Origin of the sequence: Bauldia sp. (assembly GCF_965232525.1) — a bacterium.
In the GTDB taxonomy this organism is placed as follows: Bacteria; Pseudomonadota; Alphaproteobacteria; order Rhizobiales; family Kaistiaceae; genus Bauldia.
Genome location: NZ_OZ246980.1, coordinates 347,496 through 362,089, shown reverse-complemented (window position 1 = coordinate 362,089; position 14,594 = coordinate 347,496). Strand labels below are relative to the sequence as shown.

The 14,594-nt window shown below is 64.7% G+C and carries 12 protein-coding genes; 8 read left to right on the top strand and 4 right to left on the bottom strand.

Features of this window, described 5'->3' with window-relative positions; all coding sequences use genetic code 11:
- The first annotated feature begins 30 nt into the window (after positions 1-30).
- The 5 genes from ACO076_RS01700 to ACO076_RS01680 all read left to right on the top strand — a co-directional run bounded on the left by ACO076_RS01700 (position 31) and on the right by ACO076_RS01680 (position 7,219).
- On the top strand, positions 31-1,968 hold the full coding sequence (locus ACO076_RS01700; RefSeq protein WP_421725011.1) for an ABC transporter substrate-binding protein: 1,938 nt from the start codon (positions 31-33) through the stop codon (positions 1,966-1,968).
- 221 nt (positions 1,969-2,189) lie between these two features.
- A complete protein-coding gene (locus ACO076_RS01695; RefSeq protein ID WP_421725010.1) occupies positions 2,190-3,176 on the top strand; it encodes an ABC transporter permease in 987 nt (328 codons plus the stop codon).
- The gene (locus ACO076_RS01690; protein ID WP_421725009.1) at positions 3,173-4,318 is read left to right on the top strand and encodes an ABC transporter permease; all 1,146 of its coding nucleotides are present in this window, start codon (positions 3,173-3,175) and stop codon (positions 4,316-4,318) included. Before ACO076_RS01695 ends, ACO076_RS01690 begins: the two co-directional genes overlap by 4 nt.
- The gene (locus ACO076_RS01685; RefSeq protein ID WP_421725008.1) at positions 4,315-6,006 is read left to right on the top strand and encodes an ABC transporter ATP-binding protein; all 1,692 of its coding nucleotides are present in this window, start codon (positions 4,315-4,317) and stop codon (positions 6,004-6,006) included. The genes ACO076_RS01690 and ACO076_RS01685 overlap by 4 nt, the downstream gene beginning before the upstream one ends.
- A 55-nt stretch (positions 6,007-6,061) precedes the next feature.
- Positions 6,062-7,219 carry a mandelate racemase/muconate lactonizing enzyme family protein gene (locus ACO076_RS01680; protein ID WP_421725007.1) on the top strand — a complete coding sequence of 386 codons (1,158 nt, stop codon included), beginning with the start codon at positions 6,062-6,064 and terminating at the stop codon, positions 7,217-7,219.
- A 22-nt stretch (positions 7,220-7,241) separates the two neighbouring features.
- On the opposite strand, the gene ACO076_RS01675 is transcribed toward ACO076_RS01680, so the two are convergent.
- Positions 7,242-7,973, bottom strand: coding sequence for a class I SAM-dependent methyltransferase (locus ACO076_RS01675; RefSeq protein ID WP_421725006.1), 732 nt, complete (start codon positions 7,971-7,973; stop codon positions 7,242-7,244).
- 159 nt (positions 7,974-8,132) lie between these two features.
- Here ACO076_RS01675 and ACO076_RS01670 point away from each other — a divergent pair, with 159 nt between their 5' ends.
- Together ACO076_RS01670 and ACO076_RS01665 are read left to right on the top strand one after the other, a co-directional pair.
- Positions 8,133-9,194: a hypothetical protein gene (locus ACO076_RS01670; RefSeq protein ID WP_421725005.1), complete on the top strand. Its 1,062-nt coding sequence runs from the start codon at positions 8,133-8,135 to the stop codon at positions 9,192-9,194.
- 6 nt (positions 9,195-9,200) lie between these two features.
- On the top strand, positions 9,201-10,790 hold the full coding sequence (locus tag ACO076_RS01665; protein ID WP_421725004.1) for an ABC transporter transmembrane domain-containing protein: 1,590 nt from the start codon (positions 9,201-9,203) through the stop codon (positions 10,788-10,790).
- Positions 10,791-10,811: 21 nt separating this feature from the next.
- Here the strand turns inward: ACO076_RS01665 and ACO076_RS01660 are convergent, their stop codons facing one another.
- Complete coding sequence (locus ACO076_RS01660) at positions 10,812-11,591, bottom strand: anti-sigma factor (RefSeq protein ID WP_421725003.1); 780 nt, start codon at positions 11,589-11,591, stop codon at positions 10,812-10,814.
- A complete protein-coding gene (locus tag ACO076_RS01655; RefSeq protein ID WP_421725002.1) occupies positions 11,588-12,121 on the bottom strand; it encodes an RNA polymerase sigma factor in 534 nt (177 codons plus the stop codon). The genes ACO076_RS01660 and ACO076_RS01655 overlap by 4 nt, the downstream gene beginning before the upstream one ends.
- Positions 12,122-12,319: 198 nt before the next feature.
- Here ACO076_RS01655 and ACO076_RS01650 point away from each other — a divergent pair, with 198 nt between their 5' ends.
- On the top strand, positions 12,320-13,804 hold the full coding sequence (locus ACO076_RS01650) for a S8 family serine peptidase (protein WP_421725001.1): 1,485 nt from the start codon (positions 12,320-12,322) through the stop codon (positions 13,802-13,804).
- An 11-nt stretch (positions 13,805-13,815) separates the two neighbouring features.
- Here ACO076_RS01650 and ACO076_RS01645 read toward each other — a convergent pair whose 3' ends face one another.
- Positions 13,816-14,328, bottom strand: a complete 513-nt coding sequence (locus ACO076_RS01645) for a hypothetical protein (protein WP_421725000.1) — start codon at positions 14,326-14,328, stop codon at positions 13,816-13,818.
- Positions 14,329-14,594 lie beyond the last annotated feature (266 nt).

The following is a 14,594-nucleotide window of genomic DNA, read 5'->3' as shown; positions in this document are numbered from 1 at the left end:
CCGCTGGCCAAGCCACGTGTGGGAGGAGACATGACGTATCAGGCCGTATTCCGCGGAGCCGCTGTCACGACGATGGTGGCCGGCTTCATCACCGCTGGCCTTGGCTCAACGGCGCTGGCCAGCGACTACAACCAGGCGCCGATGCTCGATCCGCTGGTCGAAAGCGGCGAGTTGCCGCCGGTCGGGGAGCGTCTGCCGGATAATCCGTTTGTCGAAACGATGATCGATGACATCGGCAAATATGGCGGCACGCTGCGCACCACCATCCTCGCCAACGGCGACCACTACAACATGACCCGGACGACGGCCAACGAGCTTCTGGTCCGCTGGGATCCGACCTGGTCGGAAATCGTCCCGTCGATCGCCGAATCCTTCACGGTTTCCGACGATGCGACCACCTACACCTTCACGCTTCGCGACGGCATGAAGTGGAGCGATGGCGCGCCGTTCACGGTCGATGACATCATGTTCTGGTACGAAGATGTCTTCATGAACGAAGACCTGACGCCGGCCCGCAATCCGGTGTTCACCGCAGGCGGCGAGCCGGTAATCGTCACCAAACTCAACGACAACACTGTCGAGTTTAAATTCTCCCAGCCCTACGGCCTGTTCGTTCAGCAGCTCGCTTACGGTCAGGGTCACCTGCCGGTGATCTACCCCAAGCACTACCTCAGTCAGTTCCATGAGAAGTACAACGCTGAGGGGCTGCCGGCGCTGATCGAAGCCGATCCGTCGGTCGGCGATTGGGTGTCGCTGTTCAACTCGAAGGTCTCGCTGACCTTCCAGCCGCCGTTCTGGCTGAACACCGAACTGCCGACGATCAATCCGTGGGTGCTCACGGTCCCCTATGCCGATGGCGAACGGGTCGCGGTCGAACGCAATCCTTACTACTGGAAGGTCGATCCTGAAGGAAATCAGCTTCCGTACGTGGACGGTATGACCTGGGCAAAGATCGACGATCCCGAGCTGATGGCGCTCCGCATGACGGCCGGCGATTTCGATTTCGCTTTCCGTCACATCAACAACCCGACCTATCGGTCGGTTCTGTTCGATGGCCAGGACACCGGCAACTTCCGCTTCGTCGACGTCAAGGACCTGCCGGCGAACGACGCGGTGGTGCTCCTCAACCTCAACATCGAGGATCCGGTCAAGCGGGAGATCTTCCAGAACAAGGACTTCCGCATCGCGCTGAGCCACGCCATCAACCGTCAGGAGATCATCGATCTGGTCTATGTCGGTCAGGGCACACCCGCCCAGGTGGCCGTCCACCCCGGTCACGAGCTCTACAACGAGCGTCTGGCCACCCAGTACATCGAGTACGACCCAGACCTCGCCAACCAGATGCTCGACGCGATCCTGCCCGAGAAGGACGCGGAAGGCTTCCGTCTCGACAAGAACGGCGACCGGCTCACCATCAATTTCATGGTCGCCGACGTGTTCGGAAACTCCTATCCGGACGTGATGCAGCTGGTTCAGCAATATGCCCGCGATGTCGGCGTCGACATTCAGATCCGCACCACTGACCGGGCGCGTCTGAACACGATGTGGTACGCCAACGAGCACGAGGCTTACATCTGGAACTGCGTCGGCGGTTTGTCCGAGGCGTATGCGGATGTCCGGTGCTACATGCCGTTCCAGAAGGCGGACCTGTTCTACGGCATCCGCTGGGCCGAGTGGTTTGGCGATCCGAATGCCGGCGAAGAGCCGCCGGAAGAGATTAGGGAGCTGATGGCCGCCTACAACGACGTCACCCGGGCGGCGACCGACGAAGCCCGGTTGGCGGAGATGAAGGAGTTCCTTGAGCTCTCCGCCGACAACTTTCTGACCATCGGCATCTCCCGGCCCGAGCCCAAATACAAGATGGTCAGCCGCGATCTGCGCAACGTGATGGACGGGATACCGATCACCGGCAATCTCTGGCATCCGGCGCCGACGCTGACCCAGTGGTACTTCGATCGCGACAACTGATCGCTTTTCTCCCGGCGGCGGGGCGGCTTCGGCTGCCCCGCCGGATCGCGCCGTCCGCAGCCCAAGGCAACCGCGCGCGACCTAACCCTTCGATCGGAGTGGATCGTATGGCTCACCGGTCCATTTCGTTGCACCCGCGCAAGAACACCCCCATGATGCGCCGAACCAGCGCCAGCCCGGCGATCCCGATCGGGCGAAGTCGCTCGACGCGCTAGGCCGCTATGCTTGCCTTCATCGCCCGCCGGCTCCTCTACGCGATCCCGACACTGTTGGCCGTGTCGGTGGTCGCCTTCATCATCATTCAGTTGCCGCCCGGCGATTATCTCACCACACTGATGGCCGATTGGGCGAGCCAGGGCGGCGCCGTCCAGGAAGGCACGGTCCTGGCGATGCGGGAGCGCTATGGCCTCGATCAGCCGATCTACGTCCAGTACTACAAGTGGATCGTCGGTATCGTTACCCAAGGCGATTTCGGTATCTCGTTCGAGACCGGCCAGCCGGTCACCGATATCATCTGGGGACGGCTCGGCTTTTCGTTCCTGCTGGCGTTCCTGACACTGTGCTTCGTTTGGCTGTTCGCCATCCCGATCGGCATCCTGTCAGCGGTCCGGCAATACTCGATCGCCGATTATTCGGCCGCCTTCGCCGCGTTCTTCTTTCTCGCCGTTCCCGACTTCGTTTTCGCGCTGACCGCCATGTACATCTGGTCGACCTTCTTCGGCCAGAGCGTCGGCGGCCTGTTCTCCGACCAATTCATCGACGCGCCGTGGAGTTGGGCGCGGCTGGTCGACTTCATCAGCCACGTCTGGCTGCCGGTCGTGGTCATTGGCCTTGGCTCGCTGGCGGCGCTGGTCAGGATCATGCGCGCCAACCTGCTCGACGAGCTGTCAAAGCCCTATGTCGCGACCGCGCGGGCCAAGGGCCTCTCCGAGTTCGAGCTCTTGATCCGCTATCCGGTGCGGATCGCGCTCAACCCGCTGATCTCCACGCTCGGCTGGATTCTGCCGGCGGTGATTTCCGGCGAAATCATCGTCGCCGTGGTCATGAGCCTGCCGACCACCGGACCACTGCTGCTCCGCTCCCTCCTCGCCCAGGACATGTACCTGGCCGGCTCGCTCATTCTCCTGATCTCGGTGCTGACCATCATCGGCACGCTGATCTCCGACATCCTGCTCGCCATCGCCGATCCGCGGGTGAGGCGCCAATGAGCGCGACCGACGAGGAAATCTTTGCGGCATCCGAGGAGCCGAAACAGGGCGACATCGCCGTCGCCGGCCAATGGAAGCTGTTCCGGCTGAAATTCCTGAAGCACAAGCCGGCGGTGATCAGCCTGTTCGTCATCGGTTTCCTCTATCTGATGGCGGCCTTCGCGAATTTCATCGCGCCGTTCGATCCGAACGACACCAACGCCCGGTTCACCTACGCACCGCCCCAGGCCCTGTCGCTGTTCCACGATGGCGCCTTCATGCCCCATGTCAACGCGCTCGACATGGAGCTGAACCGGGAGGCGATGCGGCGGGAGTTCACACCGAACCCCGACAAGCCGCTCCGCATCGGCTTCCTGGTGCCCTCCGAGCCGTATGACCTGCTCGGCTTCATCCCGATGGAGACCAAGTTGTTCGGTCTGGTCGACCCGGGGCCCGGCGATTCCATGTACCTGCTCGGCGCCGATCGTCTGGGCCGGGACATGCTGTCGCGTGTGATCATCGGCGCCCAGGTCTCGCTGTCGATTGGGCTGGTCGGTGTCGTCATCAGCCTGGCCCTCGGCCTCGCCATCGGCGGTGTCTCCGGCTTTTTCGGCGGCAAGATCGATCTCGTCGTTCAGCGCTTCATCGAGTTCCTCCGCTCGATCCCCACCATTCCGCTGTGGATGGGGCTCGCGGCGGCGATTCCCGTCGCTTGGCCGCCGCTTCGGGTCTATTTCGTCATTACCATCATCGTGTCGCTGCTCGCCTGGACCAGCCTTGCCCGCGAGGTCCGTGGCAAGTTCCTGTCGCTGCGCAACGAGGATTTCGTCATCGCCGCCCGCCTCGACGGTATGAGCGAGTTCGGCATCATCTTCCATCACCTCATCCCCTCCGTCGTCAGCCACATCATCGCGACGCTGACTCTGGCGATCCCGGTGATGATCCTCGCCGAGACGGCGCTGTCGTTCCTCGGCATCGGCCTGCAGCCGCCGGCGATCTCGTGGGGCGTGCTGCTTCAGGAGGCGCGCAACATCCGCGCCGTCAGCCAGGCGCCGTGGCTGCTGTTTGCGCCTGCCGGTGCCATCGTCATCGCGGTGCTGTCGTTCAATTTCCTCGGCGACGGACTGCGCGATGCTGCCGATCCGTACGGGTCCGAATCATGAGCGCCGCCACCGATCGCGTCCTCTTGAAGGTCGAGAACCTGCAGACGCATTTCCCGACCCGGACCGGCGTGGTCCGTGCCGTCGACGGCGTGTCGTTCGAGGTGAGGGCCGGCGAGACCCTGTGCGTCGTCGGCGAGTCCGGCTCCGGCAAGTCGGTCACCGCCCGCTCGATCCTCCAGATCGTCGATCGCCCCGGTCGCATCGTCGCCGGCTCGATCCTGCTCAACCGGCCGGACGGGACGCAAGCGGACTTGGCCGCGCTCAATCCGCGCGGCCGCGCCATCCGCGACGTGCGCGGCAAAGAGATCGCCATGATCTTCCAGGAGCCGATGAGTTCGCTGTCTCCGGTTCATCGCATCGGCGAGCAGATCGGTGAGACGCTGCGCATTCATGAACGGATGGGCAAGGCGGCACGGCGCGCGCGGGTCCTGGAACTCCTGAAGCAGGTGGAAATCCCCAATCCGGAGACCGCGATCGACCAGTACACCTTTGAGTTCTCCGGCGGCATGCGCCAGCGGGCGATGATCGCCATGGCGCTCGCCTGCAATCCGTCGCTGCTGATCGCCGACGAGCCGACCACCGCCCTCGATGTCACCACCCAGGCGGAAATCCTCGATCTGATCCGCCGACTCCAGACCGCGCACGGCATGGCGGTGATGTTCATCACCCACGACATGGGGGTGGTTGCCGAGATCGCCGATACGGTGCTGGTCATGTACAACGGTGGGGCGGTGGAGCGGGGGACGGTCGACGCGATATTCCACGCGCCCCGCGAGCCCTACACCCAGATGCTGATCGGCTCGGTGCTCAAGCTGGAGGACAAGGCCGAGATCCGGGTCGCCCGCCCGCCCGTCGATTCCGCCGTGGCGCCGGTCCTGTCGGTGAAGGACCTGTCGATGCATTTCGATCGGTTCGCCGCCGTCGATGGTGTCGACATGGAGGTTCACCGCAAGGAGACCCTCGGCATCGTCGGCGAATCCGGCTCGGGCAAGACGACCATCGGCCGCTGCCTGCTGAGAGTCTACGATCCGACCTCCGGCCGCATCGACTTCGCCATGGCGGATGGCAGCACCGTCGACATCTGCACCGTCGACAAGGCGACCCTGAAGCGCGCCCGCCGCCAGATGCGCATGGTGTTCCAGGACCCGGTCGGCTCACTCAATCAGCGCAAGACCGTCCGCGACATCATCGGCGAGCCTATCCGCCTCGCGGGGATCGCCCGCGGCAAGGCGCTCGACGAACGCGTCGCTCTTCTGATGGAGCAAGTCGGGCTTGAGCCCGCTTGGCGCGAGCGTTACCCCCACGCTTTCTCCGGCGGCCAGCGCCAGCGGATCGGCATCGCCCGGGCGATCGCGTTGGAGCCTCGCCTGGTGGTCGCCGACGAGGCGACGTCGGCGCTCGATGTCTCACTGCAGTCTAAGATGCTCGATCTTCTCATGCGGTTGCAGGACGAGCTCGGTCTGTCCTACGTGTTTATCTCGCACGACATTTCGGTGATCCGCTATGTCTGCGATCGGGTCGCGGTGATGTATCGCGGCAAGATCGTCGAAACCGGCGAGACCGATCAGATCGTCAACGCCCCGCAGCACCCGTATACCCAGGCCTTGTTATCCGCGATTCCCAACCCCGATCCCCGTCACCGGCGGATTCACGAACGTTTCCGGTATCAGCCGGACGCGCCGACTTGATGATCGCGGGCGCATCAAGCTCTTCGGCCGGCATCCAAAAGGAAAGACTTGAACCATGAAGATTTCAGCCATCCGCTCCTATCCGGTCCGCGTCGGCATCCGCAACCAGTTGGTTGTCAAGGTCGAGACGGACGAGGGCGTCTACGGCTGGGGGGAGAGCGGCTTATCGGGGCGCGAGAAGGCGGTGGTCGGTGCGATCGAGCACTATGCGGAATTCGTCGTCGGCCGCGACCCGATGCGGATCGGTGCGCTCTGGCAGGAGATGTATCGCAGCCAGTATTTCGAGGGCGGCCGGGTGCTCCAGGCGGCGATCTCGGCCATCGACATCGCTCTCCACGACATCAAGGGCAAGGCCCTCGGCGTTCCGGTCTACGAGCTGCTCGGCGGCAAACAACGCGATCACGTCCCGACCTTCGCCACCACCCATGCGCCACCCGGGCCGGAGATGATCGAAGAGGCCAAAGCGCTGATCGACGCCGGCTGGACCTCCATGCGGTTGTCGCCGAGTGGCCATCGCGATGGCGACATTTACGAGCCGCGCGAACATATCGCCACCTCGGCGCGCTGGTGCACTAAGGCGCGTGAGGCGCTCGGCGATGACGTTGTTCTCGGCATCGACTACCACCACCGCCTTTCGGTTGCCGAAGCGGCCAGCTTCTGCCAGAAGATGCCGACCGGCACGCTCGATTTCGTGGAGGAGCCGATCCGTGACGAGACCCCGGAGGCCTACGAAGCGCTGCGGCGGATGACCGACATTCCGTTCGCCATCGGTGAGGAGTTTGCGTCGAAGTGGCAGTTCCTGCCCTACATCGAGCGGGACATCCATCAGTTCAACCGTATCGACGTGTGCAACGTCGGCGGCCTGACCGAGGCGATGAAGGTCGCCGGCTGGAGCGAGGCCCACTATGTCGACATGATGCCGCACAACCCGCTGGGGCCCGTCTGCACCGCGGCGACCGTGCATTTCGCCGCAGCCGTGGCCAACTTCTCATGGCTGGAGACCCGAGCCTCGCCGGTCGAAACGAAGCATCTTGGCTTCGATGATGCGGAGCTGTTTCCGGTCGGGCCGCGGTTGGAGGGATCAGTGTACCCTGTCTCCGATGCGCCAGGCCTTGGCGTCGAGGTCGACGAGACGCTGATGGCCAAGCAGTCCTTTGCCTTCTGGGAAGCGCCGCACCTCACGCGTCGGGACGGTTCGGTGACCAACTGGTAGTGCGCAGGAGCGACGAGATCGGCTAATCCGCGGCACCCACCCGGAAGACCATCTCTTCAGAGGACGCCGGGTCGAAAGGTTCGCCGCTCCAGTCGCCCATCAGGCGTTCGATGCGCAGCCCAGCTGCGTCCAGCCGGTCGTCGATCTCCTCCGCGGTCATGAAGCGCAACACGCTGCGCGAGACCAGGGTCTCGTCGGGAAACCGGTAGCGGTGCTCAAAGGTCATCCGATCGCCGTTCCAGGCGAGGAAATGGCGCGTTATGCGGACGTCCCCGTCGGGGAGCCTGTGGACGATCTCGGCCTTGTCCCAGATTTCGGCCCAATCGATCGCTGGATTTCGTGACTCAAATACTGCGATGCCGCCGGGTGCGAGTTGCCCCCGCACGGTGGCGAAGGTCGCAAGCACGTCGACATCGTTGAGCAGCACCTGGAACGCATTTCCGGTCATGATGATCAGGTCGAAGCGCGTGTCCGAGGCGTAGGTCTGCGCGAAGCCGTGGACCCATTCGATCGCTTCGCCGTGCGGTTCGTGGCGTCCGGCTTCCAGCATCGCCTCGGCTGGATCGACGCCGGTGACGTGGTGACCGCGAGCGGCGTAGGCGCGCGCGATCAGGCCGGTGCCACAGCCGAGATCGAGGATTCGCATCTCTCGATCCCGGGCGAGCGCCAGATAGAAGTCCCGGTCCTCGGACCAGCCACTATCACGGTCGTAGATCGCCGCGAGTCGCGGATGGACGTAGTGGGTATCGGGCATCGCGAATCGCGCCTTCCGGACGACCGGTTTTCTTTCGCGGCTCAGAATCGTGCGCACATTCCATGAAAAAAGCCTGAACTACAGGGAATAACCCCCCGATCATGGCGTTCTTCGGACAGTCGCGCCGTTCGCGGCCGACCGAAACCAAGGGGAACGCAAATGGAAATTCTCAATCGTGGCCGGCTGGACACCGCCAAGCGCGCTTTCGCCACCCGCCGCGTGCCGGCTGGCGCGGTCCGCGGTCTGCTCGCGACCGGGCAGCCGCCGGCCCCCGGGGACTTGGTTCTCGCGAGGGTCACGGGATTGGGCTCGCATAGTCGGATCGAACTGCCGTCGGGGCGGCGGGCCATGCTTCTTCCTGGGGATGAAATCGTGCTCGCCTACGGCAACCGCTATGCGCCGGATCAGTACGAGGCCTATGTGCCTGAGGACCTCGCGCCCTGCCACATGGTGGCCGCTGGCGGAATCGCGGCGCGTGCGGTCGGTTGGCATGACCGGCTCAACGGACCGACCGAGATTGAACCGATCGGGCTGCTCGCGGACCGCGACGGATGCGTGATCAACGTCCGCGACTTCGCGCTTTCGAGCAGTTTCGTCGCGCCGATCGCGGCGCCGACCGATGTGTTCGCTGTCTTCGGCACGTCGATGAACGCGGGCAAGACGACGACCGCCGCCGGGTTGGTCAAGGGGTTTGCGGCAGCCGGGTATCGGGTCGGTGCGGCCAAGATCACCGGAACTGGCGCCGGCGGGGACCTCTGGCTGATGCGCGACTACGGCGCGGCCGAGGCGCTCGACTTCACCGACGCCGGTCATGCCACCACGTTCGGCGTCGAACACGATGAGGTGCTGGCGGCCACCCAGTGTCTGTTAGCCGCTTTGGCCAAGGCACGGTGCGATGTCGCCATCCTCGAAATCGCCGATGGCTTGTTCCAGGCGGAAACGGCGGCGCTTGCCGAATCCGAGGCGCTGACTACCGAACTGACGGGGACGTTCTTCGCTGCCGGTGACGCGATGGGCGCGGTTGCTGGCGCGGAGCATCTGGCTCGCCTTGGGCACAAAGTACTTGGAATATCCGGCGCCTTGACCCGGTCGCCGCTGGCTCAGCGCGAGGCGTCGACGGCAACCGGCGTACCGGTCCTACCGCTTGAGCAGTTGACGGACCCGGGTGCGGTTCGGGCCTGGGCGTCGGCGCAACGATCGGCGCTCGCCGCGGCGGAGTGATCCGCTATGCCCCGCCTGTGGACTCGGGCGCGCCTCATCCTGATCAGTGTCCTGTCGGCGATTGGCGCGCTTCAGGCCGTCGCCGCGATCGTCGCCGCGATGGCCGCATCCCGTCTGCTGGGCGCGCCGGCCGAGGGCGGTATGGCCTCGGCGACCGCGGTTCTTGCCGGGGTGGCGGGCCTCATTGCGCTGCGTGTCGTGCAGCGGCGCTGGGCCGAACGGTTTGCGCTCGGCTACGTCAAAGCGCTGCGGTTGGCGTTGATGAGCCACGTCATGCGGCTTCCGGCGAACGGCCGATCCGCGTCGACTGGGCTCGTGATGACGCGCGTGGTCAACGATCTCTCGGCGATCAAGCTGTGGCTGAGCGATGGCGTTGTGTCGATCGCCGTCGCCGCCTCGCTGATCGGCTCGCTGCTAACTTTCCTCGTCATTGCTCATCCCGGCCTAGCAGCGGCACTGCTTCCGGGCCTGCTTGCCTGGGGCGCGGTGCTCGCGGTCTTTGCCGGTCCGCTCAATCGCCGGATTGTCCAGAGCCGGCGCGTGCGGGGACGGATCGCCAATGCCGCCGGACGCATTCTCGCCGGTCGGCTGACGCTGCTCGCTCACGGTCGGCACGGCACATCACTCCGCAAACTCGAACGCCAATCCGATGACCTCAACCGGGAGCTGGTCGGCCGGGCGACCGTGTCCGGCGTGCTTCGTGCGGCGAGCGAGCTCGTGTTCCCGATCACCGCCGTGTGTTTCGGGTTGCAGCTATTCGGCGGCGGTGCCACGTCGCTGGAACTTCTCGGCCTCCTGATCCTGGTGACGGCGGTATTGGTCGGTCAGTTGAACGCCGTGGCGATCGCGCTGGAATACCGTCTCGCCAACAACGTCGCGATGGCGCGGCTGCGCAACGTCTTCACCCGACCCGCCTTGGAGCAGGCGGATGAGGTCAGGCCGCTGCGCCGGAAGCGCGGTGGCCGGGCGCTGGCGGTTTCTGACTTCTTTCTCACGGGAACCAGTTCGACCCTGTCGTTTTCCGTGCCGAAGGGCGGGATCGCCGTGTTGCGCGATTTACCGGAAGACGTCGCCCGTGGCTTGTTCGCGCAGCTCGCCGGGATCGATTACATCAGCGCCGGCCATGTCACCATCGATGACGTGCCCCTCGAACGGTTCGATCCGGCAGATCTTCGCAAGACCGTCGCGTACCTCACCGGCGCCATGCCCATGGTGCCGGCGTCCCTCGCCGTCAACGCTTCGCTCGGCAGCCCGCGCGCGGTCACCTCGGCGGCGCGCGCGCAGGTGCTTCAGACGCTTGGCCTGACGGAAGATGTCCTGTCCGTTCGTCCGGATGACGCCGTTCGGGTGTCGAAGCGAACGCTGGCCGCCGTGCGTGCGGCCCGCACCATGCTTCGCAAGGCCTCTGTCGTTCTGGTCGACGATGCCGACGTGATGGCCGACCCCGATCTGCTCTGTCCGCTACTTCATGAGCTGCAGGCGCGCCGCATCACCATCGTGCTGGCGCCCGGCGTGGTGGAGATTCGCGGGAGCCTGCCCACCGACCTCCGGGCCGATATCGTCTGGATCGAGACTCAAGACGCCGCGGCAGCGTGACGCCGTTCGGTCTGTTGTGGGTCAGTTCGGGCCGATGGCGCCAAGCGCGGCGGCTTCCTCTGCCTCCTCCAGCGGCGCCATTGCGCCGACCGCGGTGAGGTAGGCGTCGAGCGCCTCCAGCGAGGATGCCGGCGCGTAGCCATCGTCGCTCGACGCCGGAGCGGCGACCATGAACTGCACAGCCCAAGCATCGGCCTGGCGGCAGGCCACCGCAACCACGGTCGTGCGATCCACTTCGTCGACTTCGAACTCGCGGCACAAGGCGCCGTCCATGTCGCGATAGGAGGCGATGGCGTGCAGGCGGGCGCCGGTCTCCGGCAGGGTCGCATCCGAACCGGACGGCAGGGATCCAAGTGCCGCGGCGATTCCTGGTGTGTCGAGCTTCGCCGTGATTAACCCGTCCGAATCATTGTCGACGATCGCGATCGCGTAGCCGGCGACTGCGCCGACCACCAACGCGATCGAGGCGGCCAGCGCCGGGAACCATGTGGCCCGCCGGCTTTCGTTCACTTGCGCCGGTGGCGTGCGAAACGGCACCATCGTGGTCTCGTCCCCGGGGTCGGTCGCCTGCTCATGTTCCGCGATCATCGCCGCCACGCTATCGCGCAGGGCATCGGGAACGCCGCCCGCGGCGACGTTGGCCGCGTCTCGCGCGCGTCTCCGCGTCTCGGCAAACACGGCCACCCGCGCTGCGAGGTCGCGATCGGTGTCGATCGCTGTCGTGATCGCAGCCGCCGTGTCGGCATCGGCCTCGCCGTCGACATAGGCCATCAGCTGTTCGTCGGTGAACCGTTCCGTCATCGAGCTTCGCGTTTCTCCACGCTGTCAGAACGGATTGGTAAGCCGTCTATTCCCAAGTCCGCAGCAAGTTTCTTGCGTGCCCGCGCCAGCCGGCTCATCACAGTTCCGATCGGCAGGTCGAGAACCGCGGCGGTTTCCTTGTACGAGAGCTCCTCGATGCATACCAGCACCAGAACCTCCCGCTGATCCTCCGGCAGACGGCTGATGGCGGCCATGGTTTCGCCGAGGGCGAGTCGACTTTCACTCGCTGCGACCCCGTCGGTTCCCACCAGCTCGGCGGTATCGACGGCATCGGTTGCTCCCTCCGTTTTGCGCTTGCGGATGATGTCGATCCACGCGTTCCTGAGGATGCGGAACAGCCAGGCATCCATCCGTGTCCCGGCGGCAAAGGAGCCCCGGTTCGACAGCGCCTTCTGACAGGTCAGTTGCACCAGATCGTCGGCGACGTCTGCCGAGCCGCACAGCGAAAGCGCGAACCGTCGCAGATTGGGAAGAAGCTTGATCAGTTCCGCGCCGAAAGGGTCCGGCATGTCAACGTGTCTCGGTTGTCTCCGTTGGTCGGAATCTTGTGTATCCGGCTTTCGCCGAAAACCTGTCACGTTGGCTGGAATAAAGCGTTGCCGCCGTCGTTAGACAAAGCGCAATATAGCCGAACGTCGGGAGACCACAACATGACCCTGCCACCTGCTTGGTTTAGCGTCGCCACCCTTCCAAAGGGTATACGTCGTGTGCCACTCGTCGCATTGCTTGCCGTCGTCCTTGGTCTCGGTGGGCCGGTTCCGTTCGGCGAAGAGCCGTTCTCGCCAATCGGCAAGGCGCTGGCCGACAAGGACGACGATGACGATGATGACGACGACGATGATGATGATGACGACGATGACGACGGTGGCAGCAAAGGCGGTGGTGGTAGCAAGGGTGGCGGCGGCAGCAAGAGCAGCGGCGGTGGTGGCAAGAGCAGCAAGTCGTCACGCAGCAGCGGCGGTTCCGGTTTCAGCGAGCGGTCCGAAGGCGGTGGCTTCCGGCTGTTCCGCAAGAAGCCCAAGCCTAAGCCACAGCCGGCACCCGTACGCCGCGTGGTGAAGCCCGCACCGCCTCCACCCCCACCGCCGACGCGCGCCCGCAACGAGATCGTCGCGCTCGGATTGACCGATGTTCAGATCGCGACGTTGGCGGGTGACGGCTATGTCGCTGTCGAGAGGCGTGCGGTCGCGTTGGTCCCCGGTGAGAACGTCCGGTTCCGGGTTCCGGCCGGTACCACGCTCGAAGCGGCTCGCGCCCGAATCGCTGCGTTGAACGCTGCGGCAGCGGTCGATTTCAATCACTACTACCGCCCCGGCACCGGCGCAGAGAGCGGTCTTGCGGACTGCACCGAGCCGGGATGCGCGGCACCCAAGTTGATCAACTGGCCGATCAAACCCGGCGTTCGGGACACTTGCTTGGCTGGCGCCCGGGTCGGCCTGATCGACACGCGGATCAATACCGAGCACACCGCCTTGGCCGACGGCAACCTCGAGGTCCTGACCACGGATGGGGTCGTCGAGCGGACGCCATCGCGGCGCCTGCATGGCACGGCCGTCGCGGCGCTGTTCCTGGGTTCCGAGGAGAGCCGCAGTCCCGGACTGCTGTCCGGGGCGACGGTCATCGCCGTCGACGCGTTCCATCGCGGCTCCCGCAACGACGAGCGGGCCGATATCTATTCGCTGGTCAACGCCATGGACCTCCTCGCCGATCAGTCGGTCTCGGTGATCAACTTCTCACTGGCCGGTCCCGAAAATGCGCTGCTCGAGGAGATGGTCGACCAACTGACTGCCGCCGATGTCACGCTGGTCGCCGCCGCTGGTAACGCCGGGCCTAGGGCCGACCCCGCCTATCCGGCGGCCTATCCGGTGGTGCTTGCCGTGACGGCGATCGACCGCAACAAGCGGGTGTACCGGCGTGCCGGCCGTGGCGACCATATCGACTTCGCCGCGCCTGGCGTCGAAGTGTGGACCGCCGCCTCGATCAGCGGTGCGCGAACCAAGACCGGCACGTCATTCGCAACGCCGTTCGTGACCGCGGCCGTCGTCCTCGCCCAGCAGGGGATGGGGCTGAGCGATCCCGAGGAAATTGCCGCCGAACTCGCCGCCGCTGCGGTTGACCTCGGCGATCCCGGCAAGGATCCGGTCTATGGCTACGGCCTGATCCAGGCCGTTGGAGCCTGCGCGCCGGGTTAGTGGAGCGATGGTCAGTCGCACTCCACCTCGTAACGAAAGAAGGCGTCATTGCTGTTGCTGCCGCCAACGGCTTCCACCGTTATTGTGCCCCGGGCACCGGCGTAGGCTTTCGTGCCACCGATAATGTCGAATGTCGAAGTTCCGGAGGCGGGGGCGAGCATCTTCTCGCCGTGTCCGGCTGCCTCGCCCGGGAAGTTGAACATCAAAGAGTTGAAGATAACGCCATCGTCGACGACGGTGACACCGCTGCCAACACGCGCGTGTGACACGCCATCGGCGTCTGTGCCTTGCACATCCTGTACCCAATAGCGCATGCCGATCAGATTACCGTCAGCATCGTTAAGGACTCGGCCGCCAACCAGCTTGTCACCATCGCCTGGACCGTCACCCGTAAGGTCCACATGGTAGGCTTCGCGCTGCTCGCCCGGCGAATGAGCGACAAATGAGGCACATGCGGCGGCGGCAGACGCCAAGCCCATGGACGCGGTCGTGGCAACGGTGGTTGTGATGAGCAGACGTTTCATGGCGGCATCTCCCCTCGATGAGAACGGACTGGCAAACAATTTACAGGGCATTCGTCTTCAGGCTGGTGAAGGTGCCCCTGGACAGCCGTGCCGCAACCACGCAAAGCCGCAGATACTCGTCATACGATTAGGCAGCGCGATTACTGCCCCTTCGGCCGCTCGGTCGCCAATTCGGCAGGCCTTTCACCGCTCGATTGGTGCATCGTATTATGAATACACTGCCCTACAATACCGACAATGAACAGGCCGGCACGCTCGTCGGTCGA

Bases quoted from the DNA above. Each gene is read 5' to 3' on its own strand.
- ACO076_RS01700 (WP_421725011.1), top strand. From the start codon at position 31: ATGACGTATCAGGCCGTATTCCGCGGAGCCGCTGTCACGACGATGGTG.
- ACO076_RS01695 (WP_421725010.1), top strand. From the start codon at position 2,190: ATGCTTGCCTTCATCGCCCGCCGGCTCCTCTACGCGATCCCGACACTG.
- ACO076_RS01690 (WP_421725009.1), top strand. From the start codon at position 3,173: ATGAGCGCGACCGACGAGGAAATCTTTGCGGCATCCGAGGAGCCGAAA.
- ACO076_RS01685 (WP_421725008.1), top strand. From the start codon at position 4,315: ATGAGCGCCGCCACCGATCGCGTCCTCTTGAAGGTCGAGAACCTGCAG.
- ACO076_RS01680 (WP_421725007.1), top strand. From the start codon at position 6,062: ATGAAGATTTCAGCCATCCGCTCCTATCCGGTCCGCGTCGGCATCCGC.
- ACO076_RS01675 (WP_421725006.1), bottom strand. From the start codon at position 7,973: ATGCCCGATACCCACTACGTCCATCCGCGACTCGCGGCGATCTACGAC.
- ACO076_RS01670 (WP_421725005.1), top strand. From the start codon at position 8,133: ATGGAAATTCTCAATCGTGGCCGGCTGGACACCGCCAAGCGCGCTTTC.
- ACO076_RS01665 (WP_421725004.1), top strand. From the start codon at position 9,201: ATGCCCCGCCTGTGGACTCGGGCGCGCCTCATCCTGATCAGTGTCCTG.
- ACO076_RS01660 (WP_421725003.1), bottom strand. From the start codon at position 11,591: ATGACGGAACGGTTCACCGACGAACAGCTGATGGCCTATGTCGACGGC.
- ACO076_RS01655 (WP_421725002.1), bottom strand. From the start codon at position 12,121: ATGCCGGACCCTTTCGGCGCGGAACTGATCAAGCTTCTTCCCAATCTG.
- ACO076_RS01645 (WP_421725000.1), bottom strand. From the start codon at position 14,328: ATGAAACGTCTGCTCATCACAACCACCGTTGCCACGACCGCGTCCATG.